This is a genomic window from Bacteroides sp. (genome assembly GCF_030151085.1).
In the GTDB taxonomy this organism is placed as follows: Bacteria; Bacteroidota; Bacteroidia; order Bacteroidales; family Bacteroidaceae; genus Bacteroides.
This window is the reverse complement of the sequence record NZ_JASLER010000036.1, coordinates 1-15820: the sequence shown is the minus strand read 5'-3', so window position 1 is coordinate 15820 and position 15820 is coordinate 1. Positions and strand designations below refer to the sequence as shown.

Annotated in this window: 17 protein-coding genes; 8 read left to right on the top strand and 9 right to left on the bottom strand. The window is 40.3% G+C overall.

Annotated elements, in window-relative coordinates; all coding sequences use genetic code 11:
- From Q1W14_RS06860 to Q1W14_RS06830, 7 genes are all read left to right on the top strand, one after another.
- Positions 1–910: hypothetical protein (locus Q1W14_RS06860; RefSeq protein ID WP_300700143.1), on the top strand; the 910-nt coding region annotated here is incomplete at its 5' end.
- Positions 911–952: 42 nt separating this feature from the next.
- The gene (locus tag Q1W14_RS06855; protein WP_300700142.1) at positions 953–1837 is read left to right on the top strand and encodes a FimB/Mfa2 family fimbrial subunit; all 885 of its coding nucleotides are present in this window, start codon (positions 953–955) and stop codon (positions 1835–1837) included.
- A gap of 131 nt (positions 1838–1968) precedes the next feature.
- Complete coding sequence (locus tag Q1W14_RS06850; RefSeq protein WP_300700140.1) at positions 1969–4212, top strand: DUF4906 domain-containing protein; 2244 nt, start codon at positions 1969–1971, stop codon at positions 4210–4212.
- A 287-nt stretch (positions 4213–4499) separates the two neighbouring features.
- Entirely contained in the window at positions 4500–5426 is a 927-nt protein-coding gene (locus tag Q1W14_RS06845) for a DUF5106 domain-containing protein (RefSeq protein WP_300700139.1), read from the top strand.
- A gap of 134 nt (positions 5427–5560) precedes the next feature.
- Entirely contained in the window at positions 5561–5788 is a 228-nt protein-coding gene (locus Q1W14_RS06840; protein WP_300700137.1) for a DUF3791 domain-containing protein, read from the top strand.
- Positions 5785–6267: a DUF3990 domain-containing protein gene (locus Q1W14_RS06835; RefSeq protein ID WP_300700135.1), complete on the top strand. Its 483-nt coding sequence runs from the start codon at positions 5785–5787 to the stop codon at positions 6265–6267. Before Q1W14_RS06840 ends, Q1W14_RS06835 begins: the two co-directional genes overlap by 4 nt.
- Complete coding sequence (locus Q1W14_RS06830; protein ID WP_300700134.1) at positions 6264–6482, top strand: hypothetical protein; 219 nt, start codon at positions 6264–6266, stop codon at positions 6480–6482. Before Q1W14_RS06835 ends, Q1W14_RS06830 begins: the two co-directional genes overlap by 4 nt.
- Positions 6483–6944: 462 nt before the next feature.
- On the opposite strand, the gene galE is transcribed toward Q1W14_RS06830, so the two are convergent.
- From galE to Q1W14_RS06785, 9 genes are all read right to left on the bottom strand, one after another.
- On the bottom strand, positions 6945–7979 hold the full coding sequence (gene galE / locus Q1W14_RS06825; RefSeq protein ID WP_300700133.1) for a UDP-glucose 4-epimerase GalE: 1035 nt from the start codon (positions 7977–7979) through the stop codon (positions 6945–6947).
- Between the two features lie 230 nt (positions 7980–8209).
- Entirely contained in the window at positions 8210–8788 is a 579-nt protein-coding gene (rsxA, locus tag Q1W14_RS06820; protein ID WP_300700132.1) for an electron transport complex subunit RsxA, read from the bottom strand.
- A 22-nt stretch (positions 8789–8810) separates the two neighbouring features.
- On the bottom strand, positions 8811–9395 hold the full coding sequence (locus Q1W14_RS06815; protein WP_300700130.1) for an electron transport complex subunit RsxE: 585 nt from the start codon (positions 9393–9395) through the stop codon (positions 8811–8813).
- Between the two features lie 17 nt (positions 9396–9412).
- On the bottom strand, positions 9413–10078 hold the full coding sequence (locus Q1W14_RS06810; RefSeq protein ID WP_300700128.1) for an RnfABCDGE type electron transport complex subunit G: 666 nt from the start codon (positions 10076–10078) through the stop codon (positions 9413–9415).
- Positions 10075–11067, bottom strand: coding sequence for an RnfABCDGE type electron transport complex subunit D (locus tag Q1W14_RS06805; protein ID WP_300700126.1), 993 nt, complete (start codon positions 11065–11067; stop codon positions 10075–10077). Before Q1W14_RS06805 ends, Q1W14_RS06810 begins: the two co-directional genes overlap by 4 nt.
- Positions 11068–11073: 6 nt before the next feature.
- Positions 11074–12411, bottom strand: coding sequence for an electron transport complex subunit RsxC (gene rsxC, locus Q1W14_RS06800; RefSeq protein ID WP_300700124.1), 1338 nt, complete (start codon positions 12409–12411; stop codon positions 11074–11076).
- A gap of 37 nt (positions 12412–12448) precedes the next feature.
- Complete coding sequence (locus tag Q1W14_RS06795; protein WP_300700123.1) at positions 12449–13324, bottom strand: Fe-S cluster domain-containing protein; 876 nt, start codon at positions 13322–13324, stop codon at positions 12449–12451.
- 40 nt (positions 13325–13364) lie between these two features.
- The gene (locus Q1W14_RS06790) at positions 13365–13784 is read right to left on the bottom strand and encodes a SoxR reducing system RseC family protein (protein WP_300700121.1); all 420 of its coding nucleotides are present in this window, start codon (positions 13782–13784) and stop codon (positions 13365–13367) included.
- Between the two features lie 202 nt (positions 13785–13986).
- Positions 13987–15426 carry a DUF3078 domain-containing protein gene (locus Q1W14_RS06785; RefSeq protein ID WP_300700119.1) on the bottom strand — a complete coding sequence of 480 codons (1440 nt, stop codon included), beginning with the start codon at positions 15424–15426 and terminating at the stop codon, positions 13987–13989.
- A gap of 239 nt (positions 15427–15665) precedes the next feature.
- On the opposite strand from Q1W14_RS06785, the gene Q1W14_RS06780 reads away from it, so the two are divergent.
- Positions 15666–15820 (top strand): hypothetical protein (locus tag Q1W14_RS06780; protein WP_300700145.1); only part of this gene is annotated, 155 nt, incomplete at its 3' end.

Below are 15820 nucleotides of genomic sequence, written 5' to 3'. Positions count from 1 at the left end.
AATAGGACGTGTAGCCGTAGCCATCTTCAACAAGGATAAAAGCGTGAATATCATTCAAGAGTTCACCTCCACTTCAGGTATAAGTGTGAACTGCAATCCGGGAACGGATTGTACGGGTATCGTGGTTGCCAATGCACCGGCTAATCATTTTGCGGGAGTGACCACCAAAGACGCCTTTATTGCCAAAATCATAGACCTGACACAAACCGCCACAGCTCTGCCGATGTCGGGAGATATTAAATTGAATACAAGCACCACTTTCACCCTGACAGCAGGAGCAACCTCCAATCTTACAGCCGAAGTAAGCCGGCTTGTGGCACGCGTGGCGATAAACAGTATCAAAACAGCTTTTGAAGCCAGCGGACAGTACGCGAAAGCCACTTTCACCGCAAAGAAAATTTTCCTGCACAACGCCAACACCAAGTCAAACGTAGACCCGGGTACTACGCCAGTAGTATCAGAACCTCTGAGCGGAAAGGTGGACGCAACGAATCCGGGATTGCAAACCGCCCTGAATCAGGCAATCACTACTGCCGCCCATACCACGCCTTATTGGTTCTACACTTTTGCACACAATGCAACCACTCCTACTAAGCTGGTGATTTACGGAAGTTTTGATGCGGACGGAGCAGGTACAGCTGCAACTGCGAAGAACGTATACTATCCTGTAGTAGTGAACAAAATACAAGCGGGAACCATCATCAAAGATGGCGGAACCACGGTAGGCAGTGCAACCGGTGGTAAAGGAGATGGGACGATCAGCCGTAATTCTACTTATACAATTACAGCAACTATAAAAGGGATAGGTGTGGACGATCCCGATGATGACATCAATCCCGCCGTACTGAACCTCACTGTATCTGTGGCAGGATGGGCTTTGGACATCAGTCAGGATGTGACCTTCAATTAATACATCCCCAGAATAATAGTATAATCCTAATCAGGTGTAACCATGTACATATTCAAGGCATTCGCTATACCCGCATACATTCTCTCCGCTCTCCTCTGCACCTCGTGCGTGCGTGAGGATACGGAGAACTGTGTGCAGTATGCACTGAACGTGCGTGCGGTGGATGTGGAAGGAAACGACCTTACCGAAAGCGGAGTGTTGCAAAAGTCCGATGTGTATCTTTTCAATGAGAACGGATTCGTAAGGATGGTGCCCGCAGGCATTTCTTCAGATTTCATTTTCGGAGAGGAGAAAAACGCAAAGCTCACCCTGGTGGCATGGGGAAATCTGAAAGAGGACACACTTGTTACTACAGAACTGGCAAAGGGAACGCCCATAGAGGAAGCCAAAATACAACTGCGAAGACATGCCGAAGGAACACATATCCCCATAACCGACCTGTTCTACAGCCGCAAGGAACTGAGCAGGATACAAACCCGGAGCATGCCGGAAGAAAGTGTTACATTGGTAATGGAACGCATGGTAGCAGGTGTCAGCATCCGCACACGCTATCTGGCGGAACGGTATCCATATAATGGAGTGCCCTATCATTTTATCGTGCGGGGCACGGGTACGGAAATGGATTTCATGGGCAGAACGGTAGGTGAGGATGTGGGTTACAAGCCCGCTTCCACTACGGATAACACAGGGGATGTATATGCACCACCCTTTCATATCTTTACCATGCAGGAAGGAGGCATGATTGAAATAGATATCTACCGCGAACAGGAAAGGATTTATACCATAACGGAAGATAACAATTTCAAGCCTCTGCGGGTAACAGTGGGAAAACAGACGAATATAGACATAGATTTTCGCTATGCCAAAGTCCAAACTTCAATTACAGTAGTGCCATGGGGTGAAGTATGGCAAGACACAGAAATGTAAGTTATTAGCAATAAGAATTGATTGACTTGTAAGTAATGATAAAGTTTTTTGAATATAAGATATATCCCGATACGGAGGAACCTGTACTATTTTGTAAGAAGGTGTTCTCTATACTATTTGCAGCATTCATTATGTTAGCAATGATTGTTTTATACACGTCTTGTCAACCGGATAATCTAGAAAATGAAAAAATAGAAAGCCGTCCTGCCATACTACACTTGAAGGTTAGAGGCGAAGAACAGGTGGACCTTACCACAAGAGCAGTCAGCGAAGATGCCATCCACGACTTGCACATCTTGATTTATGATAGCAAAGGAGAATTGATAGGACAACAATATGCCGAAAGCAGCACCATCACGATAAAAACTCATAGCGCCGGAAACTGCACAATCTATGCCATTGCCAATACTGGCAAACCAGATCTTTTCAATAGTTATGATATCCATTCTGAAACAGCGCTGAAAGATATGACTAGCTCCATTACTGCATGGGACGAACTGACTAAAGGAGCCCACTTGCTAATGACAGGAAGCATTGATAAAGTGAAAATAGAAGCTGGAATACAAACTTTATCGGAAAGAATTACCGTAAACCGAATGGTAGCCAAAATCACATTGAACTTAAAAGCAAAATCCGGAAGTGGAATATCTATAACTGGTTACAAGATTTATAGTTTACCTTCAAAATCATATTACCTATCAAGCAACACAGACGCCACAAATTCAACTTGGCTTGAAAGCGACACCGAAAACACTGGTAATGTCACGACTACTGGAATTGTATTTTACATGTTTGAAAACCGTCGGGGAATTGTAAGTGGTATAACTCAACAAAAAGACAAAAATGCAAGCAGAGCACCTACTAATGCAACCTATGTTATAATCAGTGGTAATTTGGAAGGTATATCCCTAAACTGGAAAGTTTATCTGGGAGAAAATAACACTACAGACTTTAATATAAAAAGGAATAGCAATTATGTATATAACATCATATTAGAAGCAGGAAAAACTGACTCTAGAGTAAGTATAGAAACAGCCAGGATTACAGATTTAAGTATATTGGGAACCGCTAACTGTTATTTGGCAAAAGAGAGTGATACATGGTACAGATTTAAAGCAACAATAAGAGGAAATGGCGCTGCCACAATAGCAGCAATATCACCTACAGGAGTTGCGCTTGACACCAATGATCCAATCATTCCGAAAAAAGCCGAATTGGTATGGGAAACGGGAGGACACCGTAATGTGATACAGTACATCATTCTTAGCAAAGATGGATACATATTGTTCAAAACCGGCAATGATAAGGAAGGTAATGCCATAATCGCCGTAAAGGATGATAGTGATAACATACTTTGGAGTTGGCATATATGGAAAACCAATTTTGATTTAAATGAATTGAATAGTAACTATACGCAAACCTATAAAACCAGCCCTAAATCTTTAACTGACTATAATAATATAAAAGAGCGTTATATGGTTATGATGGATCGAAATTTAGGTGCATATAGTAACAAAGCCTCTCAAACGGATGAGGTCGTTAAAACCTATGGATTATGTTATCAATGGGGACGCAAAGATCCATTTCCTAATTCAGCAGTAAGAGCTGCATTAAGCTCTACTACAGCAGCAGCAATAGCCCCTATATATGATAGCAAAGGAACAGTTATTGATATAATGGATGCAGTTCATTTAGTAACATCAAAATCAATAGGTGATGGAACGAACATAATATCCGGTTTCTTGGATTATGGCATTAAACATCCTATAACCTTTATATGTGATGTTTCAAATGATTATAATAATACTAATTCTTCCTGTAGTTGGATATACGGCAGTTATACATCTACAAATGGTTGGAGAGCATCTAATAAGTTGTGGGGAAATAATATCAGAAATGAATCAGATGAAAAATACATCAATTCTTATGATACAAAAAAAACAATTTACGATCCTTGTCCAGCAGGGTGGTGTTTGCCGCCAATTGACGTATGGAGCAACTTTGCGATAAATCACTACACGGTACAGACTCTTGAAGAATATAATTGCAAAGAGAAAAAGAGCTATACAGATGTTGAGCCTAAATGGTATTTACAAGGAACTGTTTTTGGACGTGAATATTATATAAACGGGACATCAGGAGAAACAGCATTTTATCCTGCATCAGGATTTCGTCTCGGCTCAACTGGTTTAGTAACCAATACCGGTTTTTGGATTGTCAATTGGAGTACATCTCTTCGTAATAGCAACGAACAGTATAGTGCAGTAATATGGAATAATCCTACAACATTAAATACTGTTGCAGCAGGCGAACGTATGAATGGATATCCTGTACGATGTGTACAAGAAGCATCTCTGAGTGATTTTTACCAATAAATTAAAATATAAGTCCGCTCATCTGTTCAGTTGGATATATTATCCGACTGTTCTCATAGTTACTCTCCTTATACAACCTGCGGGTTGCCAACATTGGATGTAGATGTGAATCCCCGTCCGATGTATTTTTTGTTTGTTTGCGAACCTCTTGCCCAAGCGTGGGCAAGAGGTTCTTTTTTTATAATGAGAAAGAAATCTATTTCCTTATTTGATGTGTTAAATAAGAAAATGTACCTTTGTATCACTACAGGAAAAAAAGATCTATTATAGACTAAAGTAAATTGAATATGAATAATAAATTATTCTCTCTTTTATTGCCTCTATGTCTTTGTACCGCATGCGGCAACAGTAAGGCAAATAGTGTTTCAAAAGCAGATGTTCCAACAGATACTATTACTGTATTTACCCTGCCTGCAATCCCTCCTATGCTCAATACTCCTGAATTGCGTGCCGACTTTCTGGTTCGGCATTATTGGGAAAATATAAACTTTGCAGATACCAACTATGTGCATCATCCGGAAATCACAGAACAAGCCTGGGTAGATTACATAGACATTTTAAAGATTGTACCTGCCAAAACTGCCGATGTAGCTATCAAAGATGTATTCACGCAAGCTGAGAAAGCAAAAACAAGTTATCTCTACCTTGCAGAATTAGCAGACAAATATTTGTATGATCCTAATTCCCCTATGCGCAACGAGGAACTATATATCTCCGTATTGGATGCCCTCATCGCCTCTCCTATTCTGGATGAAACAGAAAAGATACGTCCACAAGGTCGCCGTGAGTTAGCACAAAAGAATCGTGTAGGTACCAAAGCCATCGACTTTACTTACACTCTTGCATCAGGCAAAAAAAGCACTCTGTATGCGCTTAATGTTCCTTATACCCTGCTCTTCATCAACAACCCCGGTTGCCATGCTTGCTCTGAAACCATTGAAGCATTAAAGAACGCACCTGCCATCAATCGTGCTATCTCCCAGAAGCAACTACAAATCCTTTCCCTCTATCCCGACGAGGAACTAGATGAATGGAGAAAACATATTTCCGATTTCCCCGCAGATTGGACAAATGGGTATGATGCCCAACAAACTATCAGCAAAAATAATCTCTATGATCTGAAAGCCATCCCTACGCTCTATCTTCTCGATAAAGATAAAATAGTGCTGCTAAAGGATGCTACGGCAATGGAGATAGATAAATATCTAAATTAGCAAAGTAACCTCACAGAAAGAAAAGAATTATAAATTCGTTCTACATAATGTGTCGTATTAGAAGAAACTTTTTATCTTTGTAAGACAGTACTTCAAAGAATATGTATTGAAGAACAGCAGAAAGGATGAATGGTATGAAGAATAAAGAACTTGATATTGCATATTTTGTTTCATTTTGTATTGAACAATATAAAGTACATATCTCTGCTACCGGTAGTGAAGTTATGGATTTATTCGACAAATACGGAGTTGCAGAATATTTATCTACCAACTTTGAAGTATTGCATACGCAGAGCAAACAATGGTTATTAGAAGAGATTGACGACTTTATACAGCAGAAAAAACAGGAGGATAAAAAATGAGATTGTATCATGGCAGTTTGGAAATTGTTAGAACTCCTAAAATTATAAAACCAACCAGAACTCTTGATTATGGTAATGGTTTTTACACTACAACTTCTTATGAACAAGCAGAACAATGGGTAAGAAGACGTATGACATCTCCAATGAATATTGGCTACGTAAATATATATGAAATAGATGATAGTAAAACATCAGATATGGATATTTTATGGTTTGATGAACTGACTGAAAAATGGGTTGACTTCGTAATGTTCAATCGTACATCAAAAGACTTTGAACATAATCATGACATAGTATATGGTCCGGTAGCAAATGATAGAGTTTATGCTGCTTTTGCTTTGTATGAAGGCGGATTCTTGGATAAGGAAGGACTTATCAAGGAATTGAAAACTTACAAATTAACAGACCAAATGCTATTTCATACCATTAAATCACTAAAGCATTTGAAATATATTGAAGCAAAGGAGATTATATTATGAACAGAGAAATAACCAATCAAAACCTATATTTGCTTCTACCTACGAAAGTCAGTCTGTTTGCCAAAATCTATGCGGCGGAAAAAGGTGGAACATTGTTAGATGCACTCCGCATTTTCTATAAATCTAATACTTATAAAAAGCTGGAACAGGAGGAAACTAAACTGTGGCATTATGGTCCGGTAGCTCTTTATGAAGAATTTATTGAAGAAAAATAAAAAGAGATAGTCACTTTTCAGTGATTTATATTTTTTTGCCAACCTCTTGAATTTCTTATCAAAGCTTGGCAAAGTATTTACACTATACTTCATCAAACAACTCTTCTATAGGACGGCTTTTAAGCTTTCCTTGTTTCATAAGTATGAGTTCACGTAACCCTTCCTTGATATATCGAGCACCTCCTGCTTTTCTTTAACAGACATACTAGGACTCTCGTTTTATTTCGTTAATGGATAAAAAAATAAGCCTTGTCTCTCGACAAGGCTTATTCACAACACAAACACAAAATAAAACACGACAAAACTACTATGCAATCTTACCTGTCTATGCCGGGGAGGCATAAGTACTAGTTACGGATATTCACATATACATAAACAGCGTCAGGCTGATTTGCAGTATATAAACAAATGCGGGGAGGCATTTGTTTATTTCTTATCTGTTAAAAAACACAAATTCATTATTTATTGAATGCCTCTCTCACGAAGCTTCAACTGCCAGTTCCACGCAGAAAGTAAAGTATCTTCAATACTTGCCTCTGCTTTCCAACCCAATTCATTGTTTGCCAAATCAGGGTTAGCCCAAACCTTCTCAATATCGCCGACACGACGTCCTACGATTTGATAGTTCAGTTTTACACCGGTAGCTTTTTCAAAAGCATTAATCAATTCCAATACGGTAAGTCCACGACCTGTACCAATATTGAAAACTTCTACTTGTTCTTTCTGTTTCTTCTCTAAAATACGGTTGATCGCTACAACGTGTGCTTTAGCCAAATCAACTACATTTATAAAGTCACGGATACAAGATCCGTCAGGAGTATCATAATCATCACCAAATACACTCAACTTCTCACGAATACCAATAGCAGTCTGAGTAAGATAAGGTATCAAGTTCTGCGGTACGCCATTGGGCAGTTCACCCAGCAACGCTGTGGGATGCGCACCAATCGGATTGAAATAACGCAGCAATATAGCATTAATCGGAGCACCGGAAGTAACTGTATCACGAACAATTTCTTCATTAATCTGCTTCGTATTACCGTATGGAGATTCAGCCTTCTTTATAGGAGCTTTCTCTGTTACCGGAAGTTCGTCCGGTTGACCGTAAACGGTACAAGAAGACGAGAACACAATGCCCTCTACTCCATGCTTCGGCATTAATTCAAGTAAGTTAATCAATGAAACCAAATTGTTACGATAATAAAGCAACGGTTTCTGTACAGACTCACCTACAGCTTTACTAGCCGCAAAGTGAATAATTGCCTTAATGCCTTTATATTTAGTGAATACAGCGTCAAGACCTGCATAATCCAAACAGTCTAATTTTTCGAATGACGGACGAATACCGGATACTTTCTCAATATTGTCAACAACATCTGCGCTGGAATTTGACAAATTATCAATAATAACAACTTCATAACCTGCGTTTTGAAGTTCCACAACAGTATGTGAACCAATATAACCGGTTCCTCCTGTAACTAAAATCTTTTCCTTCATATAAATAGATAATTTAGCTTTATAGGTTATCAATACGCTGCAAATGTAAGGAAATAAATTAAGAAATACATAAAAAACATGTAAAAATTAACCTAACTATAGGTATATAAAAAGAAAAAAATAAAGCGCGGATTTTGCCAATCACACGAAACATAGATATATCCGTGCTTTCAACAAAATCCGCGCTTCAATTATTAAAAAAGTGTAGATGCAATTACTACTTCCTTATTTTAGATCTTCACAACTCCTGAGAAGCCCATGAACGCCATTGCCAACAAACCGGCAGTAATCAACGCAATGGGAGTACCTTGCATACCCTTCGGTATATTTACGAGGCTCATCTGCTCACGCAAACCGGCAAATAATGTCAATGCCAGTCCAAAACCAATAGCAGTAGAGAATGCATAAACTACTCCAGTTAGCAAATCATAGTCTTTTTGTATAACAAGGATTGCCACACCAAGAATACAACAGTTAGTAGTAATCAATGGCAGGAACACACCCAAAGCCTGATACAACGAAGGAGAAACTTTCTTCAAGATAATCTCTACCATCTGAACCAGCGCCGCAATCACCAAGATAAAGGTGATGGTCTGCAAATAATCCAAATTGAAAGCATCGAGCACATATTTCTGAATCAGGAATGTTACAATCGTAGCAATAGTCAATACAAACGCCACCGCAGCCGACATACCTAACGCTGTCTCCACTTTCTTGGAAACACCTAAAAACGGGCAGATTCCCAAGAATTGCGACAATACGATGTTGTTTACAAAGATTGCCGAGATAAATATTAATATATATTCCATAATATCAATTACAAATTATGAATTACGCTTTCTTAAAGCTGTTGATTAAAGCAATGAGGTAACCTAATGCAATAAATGCACCCGGCGCAAGGACAAACACCAACATACCGAATTCTTCGGGAAGAATAGTAAGGTTAAATATCTTGCCGGTTCCCAAGAACTCACGAACAGCACCCAGCAAAGTCAATGCAAGGGTAAAACCAAGTCCCATACCCAGACCGTCAAAGAAAGAAGATACCGGGTTGTTTTTCGCAGCAAAAGCTTCGGCACGTCCCAGTACGATACAGTTTACAACAATCAGCGGGATAAACAAGCCCAAAGTAGCATACAGTGCAGGCACGTAAGCTTGCATAATCATTTGCAACAATGTCACGAACGATGCGATTACCACAATAAATGAAGGAATACGCACCATATCGGGGATCAGATTCTTAATAGCAGAAATCACCACATTGGAGCAAACCAACACAAACATCGTAGCCAACCCCATTCCCATACCATTAATAGCAGATGAAGTAGTACCCAACGTAGGACACATACCAAGCAGGAGTACAAACGTAGGATTCTCTTTAATAATCCCGTTCATCATAACTTTAAAATTATTCATATCTTCTACTCCTTTCTTTATTTAGCGCCAAGTGTATCTACGGCTTGTACAACTGTAGAATCAGCAGGTTGTTCAACATTCTTTTGAGTGGCACCAGTTGTGCCATCAGCAGTATTCTGGCCGGCGTAAGCGGCATAAGCGGTATTCACAGCATTCAAGAAAGCACGTGAAGTAATGGTAGAAGCCGTAATGGCATCTACTTTTCCGCCGTCTTTGCTAACGGCCAGTGCAGCTTCGCCCGGATTCATACCGGTGATATCTCCTTTATTGCCTTTCTTAAACCAATCGGCAGCCTTGGACCCCAAGCCCGGAGTTTCTACATGTGACAATAATGAGTAGTCAATGATTTTTCCATCGGCATCGAAACCTACCAAAACTTTCAGTTCACCACCAAAGCCCATGGAAGTAGCTTCTACTGCTGCACCGATATATTTACCATCTTTAGTAGCAGGATATACAGAGTATTCTACACCATTCACTTCTTGAATTTTCTTCTCAGCGATAGGATCGTTATCGAAACCCGGAACAACGGCACTAACCGCATCACTCAATGTCTTGGCATTTGCCTGCGCGATAGGTTCCTTCGTCAATTCATTGACATAAGCCAGTAATGCTACGGAGATAGCTGTAACTCCGGTAAGTACCAGCAACATATTCTTCAAGGATGATTCTAACTTTTTCATTTCTTCTTCGCTACCTCCCCAAAGCGTTTAGGTTTAACATACGTGTTAATCAACGGAGTGAACGCATTCATTATCAAAATTGCGAATGACATACCTTCAGGATATGCACCGAACAAACGGATAACAACTGTCAGCAAGCCGATACATACACCATAAATCAGCATACCTTTGTGACTCATAGGAGACGTCACATAATCGGTAGCCATAAAAATGGTACCCAGCATTAAACCACCGGAAAGCAACTGTATCACCGGAGATACATAAAGTTGGGGATTAACCAAATACATGATACCTGAGAATACAAACACAGTAGCCAAGATAGATACAGGAATATGCCAGGTTATGATCTTCTTCCACAACATATAAGCCAGTCCCAGTAACAAAGCCAGTGCACTGACTTCGCCAAGGCATCCTCCATTATTACCAATCAACAGATCGAAAGCTCCCGGAAGATCATTCAACGACATACCCGGGGCACCATTGATAACCCCTTTCATGATAGCCAACGGCGTAGCTGCCGTAGTAGCATCCGTATAAGCAGTCAACTGGCCAACTACAGGCCAAGTCGTCATCTGTACGGGGAAAGAAAGCAACAAGAATACACGTCCTGCCAATGCAGGGTTAAAAGGATTACAACCCAAACCTCCAAAAGACATTTTACCTACACCAATCGCAAATAAAGCGCCTAGTATAATAATCCAGATAGGAAGGTTGGATGGTAAATTGAATGCCAGCAACACACCTGTGATAATGGCAGAACCATCACAGATAGTCGAGGTTTCTTTCTTCATCAGGAATTTGCCGATAGCCCATTCAAAGAACAAGCAGGCTGCTACGGAAGTAGCCGTAACAATCAGCGCACCCAGTCCGAAAAAGTAAAGCGATACGAGAAGTGCCGGAATCAATGCAATAAGCACACCGTACATATTCTTCTTCACGCTGTCACCGCCATGGACGTGGGGCGAAAGGGAAACGATTAATTTATTCATAGTTCGTTATTTTTTAGCTTGACGTGCACGGATCAACGCTCCTACCTTACCTTTACCCAAGCGGATATAATCCAGCATCGGACGGTTAGAAGGACAAGTGAACTGGCATGAACCGCATTCGATACACGACATAATGTCTTCTTTCTCTACTCTTTCAAAATCTCCATGGGCCGAAACCGTAGCAAGCAAATAAGGCTCCAATCCCATCGGACATGCGCCTACACACTTAGCACAACGAATACAAGGTTGTATTTCACCACGCTTGGCTTCTTTGTCATTCATTATCAAAATACCGGAGCTACCCTTAGCTGTCGGTACTTCCGTATTCACCAAGGCTTTACCCATCATCGGACCACCGCCGATAATCTTACCCGTATCTTCGGGGATACCACCGCAAGCATCTATTAACTGCTGCATCGGAGTACCGATACGTGCCAAGAAGTTAGATGGTTTTGATAAGGACTTACCTGTTACGGTAATGACACGCTCAAACAAAGGCTTGTTCTTCTGAACAGCTTCGTAAACAGCAAATGCCGTACCTACATTCTGAACAACAGCTCCTGTAGAAATAGGCAGTGCACCCGCAGCAACCTGGCGGGTAGTAATTGCATCAATCAGCTGCTTTTCGCCACCTTGCGGATATTGTACCTTCAAAGGCACTACCTCGATACCTGCATAACTGGAAGCTACTTTTGTCATCAACTGAATGGCATCAGGTTTATTGTTTTCAATTCCGATAAATGCTTTATTTACCTTTACCGCTTTCATCAAGATAGATACGCCTACCATGATTTCTTCAGCATGTTCCAGCATCAGCTGGTGGTCAGCAGTCAGATAAGGTTCACACTCTACAGCATTGATAATCACACATTCTGCCTTGAATGCAGGAGGAGGACACAATTTAACCTGTGTAGGAAAACAAGCGCCACCCAAACCAACAATACCGGCATCGGCAATTTTCTTCACTATTTCTTCGGAAGTGAGGTTACATTCTTTAACCAATGTTTCGCTGCGATCAATGTTTTCTTCCCATTCATCTCCTTCTACATCAATAAAGATAGCAGGTTTAGCGTAACCGCTGGCATCAACAATCGTATCTACCTTGGCAACCTTTCCACTAACAGACGAATGGATAGCTGCTGATACGAAGCCACCGGGTTCGGCAATCTTTGTACCCACTTTCACAACATCACCTTTGATTACGATAGGCTTTGCAGGAGCACCGATGTGCTGCCCTAGCAAGATAACTGCCTTTGGCGGAATCTCTGCCTTGATGATAGGCTGATGTGCTGAAAGTTTATTTTCGTGTGGATGAACTCCACCAATTGAAAATGTCTTCAACATACAATTCTGTATTTTAGTCGTTTATTTACTTATTAATTTATGCCTCTGCCTTCGGAGCTTCTGCTACCGGAGTCCCTTCTTCTACTTTCGGCTTACGAGGAGGGAAATTGAGTTCGATAATGGTATTCTGCGGACAAACCTCCACGCATTTACGGCAAGACTTGCACATATTCGGATCAATGTATGCCAAATTGTTCTCCAAAGAGATAGCTTCGAACGGACAAACCTTCACACACTTACCACAACCGATACAAGCGACTGCACAAGACTTACGTGCTAAAGCACCCTTGTCCTTATTTACACATTGCACGTAAACACGGCGTGATTTCTTACCCTGTGGACGGATTTCGATGATAGCCTTCGGACAAGCCTTAGCACAAGCACCACAAGCCGTACATTTAGCTTCATCCACTTCAGGAAGCCCTGTTTCAGGATTCATGTGGATAGCGTCGAACTGACATACACCTACACAGTCGCCACAGCCCAGACATCCATAACTACAACCTGTTTCACCCCCATAAAGTGAAGCAGCAATGGCGCAACTCTTCGCTCCATCATATTGGTTGACACGAGGACGGTTAGCACAAGTTCCATTACATCTTACCACTGCTACCATAGGTTCGGAGGCTGCTGCATCCATGCCCAGAATTCCGGCAACTTTTGCCATAACATCCTGTCCGCCTACTGGGCAAAATTTACCTTCCAGCGTACTTGCTTTCACACATGCATCGGCAAATCCGCTACAACCGGGATAACCACATCCACCGCAATTAGCTTGAGGCAGCACCTCCGCCACCAGCGCAATCCGAGGGTCTTCATACACGGCGAATTTCTTGGAAGCAATATAAAGTATAGCGGCAGATACCAGCGCTATAGCTCCCAATGAAATCACTGCAATCAGAATTAAATTCATAAAATTAGTAGTTTATTAATTATTTGTTTTTACGTATTATTCAATCAATGGGACGTATTGAAAATGAGAACTTCTTCCCTAACCGTGACTTATTCAACCACAATATATAATAATAAGGTATAAGAAGCGCCAGCGAGCAAAGCGATGAGCTTATCTCGTCATTCCATATAGCCATAAAGATAAAAAGAGAAATAACTAAAATGAGAAAGGGAAATATGAAAGCTAACAGTACCGCCATTGCTCCCATTGAGAGTTCTCCAATTACCCAAACACGGTCACCCGGTTGATAAGAAGAAGCATTAGGGTCTGTTACATCTATAAGTTTTTCTTTGGTATCAGCAGAGCTACAATGCCCCTTTACACTGCACGAAGCGCATGCTGAAGTCTGAATAATCCTCACCTGTAGGTGAGAGCCGTTTATGTTTTCCACAATACCTTGATGTCTTATAGTATTCGCCATTTTGCAAAGTGAGCATTACAAATTGCGGCAAATTTACTCATTATTTGCGAACTGCAAACCTTTCGAATGCTTTTTATGTGCACGTGAACATTCTTTTTCCTTTTTTTAGAGGTTTTTCTGTGTTTTTTCTACCTAAAAACATAAAAAAAGCCCCGTTGTCTTTCAACGGAGCTCTCTTTTATTCATTATCTTCTATATATGGTTACCATTTGTAATTGATACCAAAACTTAATAATTCTTTTACCTGGAAATAGCTGTCACCTGTAGTAGGTTTGGCACTATCGTCATAACGTGCATGCACATAGATTTTGGTAGAAAGATAACGGTTCAGAACAAAATTCACTGTATTCTCCCACTCGATACGTGTCCATTCATAACTGGTCTGATAGTCCAGTCTCGAATCCCAAATAATAGAAGGTATAATTGTCCATGAAAGCGTAGGTTGTATCTGAGAACCGAAATTATGTTTCACCGACTTACCTTTATCCAAACCAAATTTCACCTCATCCACTTCTTTATTTCCTACATAACGCATCATATAAGTCAAAGGAGCTATGAACACAGACAAATTGAATTTTTTCTTCTTCAATTTGTAATCCATACCGATACTGGATGCCCAATCAGCCGGAGCGAAGAATGCCGCAACCAACTCCTCACTATTCGCCTTATATCCTTTAAAGAACTGAGTCTTGAATTCCGTAGAAATGGTATAATACCAATTTGTAGCAGCTTGAATACCCAATTTACTATATAAACGGAACTGGTCAGTATTTACCAGATAATTATGAAATTCATCCGAAGGCGCTGAATTAACACCAATCTTAGCGTCCAACAAATTCTCCCATTGCACCTTCTCTCGGTCGTTATAGTTAGCAAATAATTGGAGATTTGCCATCAAAGCATTATTACTTTCACCACCTTTATACCAGTTGTCCGAAATATAACTCTGTGAGATTTGCAAAGAGCCATTTCCTCCTGTCACCCACCAATTAGGTTTCCGGATAATAACTTCGGCTTCTTCTTTTACTCCAACCATGTCCTCCTGTGCAAACAGTTTCACAACAGATGGCTTAGACTTGATTTCCTTTTCAATATTATCTTTAAATATTTTACCTTTCATCACCTCTTCTTCCGTTCTAACAACAAAGTCCGGACGGTTCACATAAGTATTCAATAAAGTTTGATCTACAATTTTATTTGCGCGCTCTTTAGAAATAAAACTCATAGTATCAACTACTAATGCCTCTTGTTGCGGCAACGCCGGTTGTATCGGCATCTTAAAAGTCCAGTCTACTTTAGAAACCCGATCTATAGGAGCATAATAATAGGTGAATGGAAGAAACAACCGGTAGTAATCAGGATTGATTGCTATATAACGCTCCGGCGTAATAGGATTATTTAAATAATCCAGAACCCCGAAATACCTTTCATATAATATAGAAACAGTATCTAACTTATAACCGGAACCTTCAGGTTTCAGTTTCAAAACCATATAGTCCTTTATAACTCCCGATAGAGTATCGGCTTGGACCACTGTTTCCTGTTTACTATTCTTCTCCGCGGAGCCCGCTGTGTTTTGTGCCATCATTGACGAAGAAAACATCATGGCAAATACCCCTAATAAAATGTGTCTATTCTTCATAATCCCAAAAACTCTGATTCGAGCGCAAATTTAGTTTAAAATGTTTAGAAAACATAGAAAACTCACAGAAAATGCAAATGAGTGTTTCTTCCATGAAATTGTATTTTTTAATAATTGTTTCACCGAAACTTTCTGTACTTCCTCTTTTTTTTATAATTTTGCGCTTTTTAAGTCCAAAGTGTACCGACGTGTGCACCAACTTTAGTAATAAATACAATAAATCAAAAAATAATATAGTTGTGGGAGAAACAAAGTATATTTTCGTCACCGGTGGCGTTGCCTCTTCGTTAGGCAAGGGCATTATCTCATCTTCCATCGGTAAATTGTTACAGGCAAGAGGTTACAAAGTAACCATTCAAAAGTTTGACCCGTATATCAACATCGACCCGGGTAC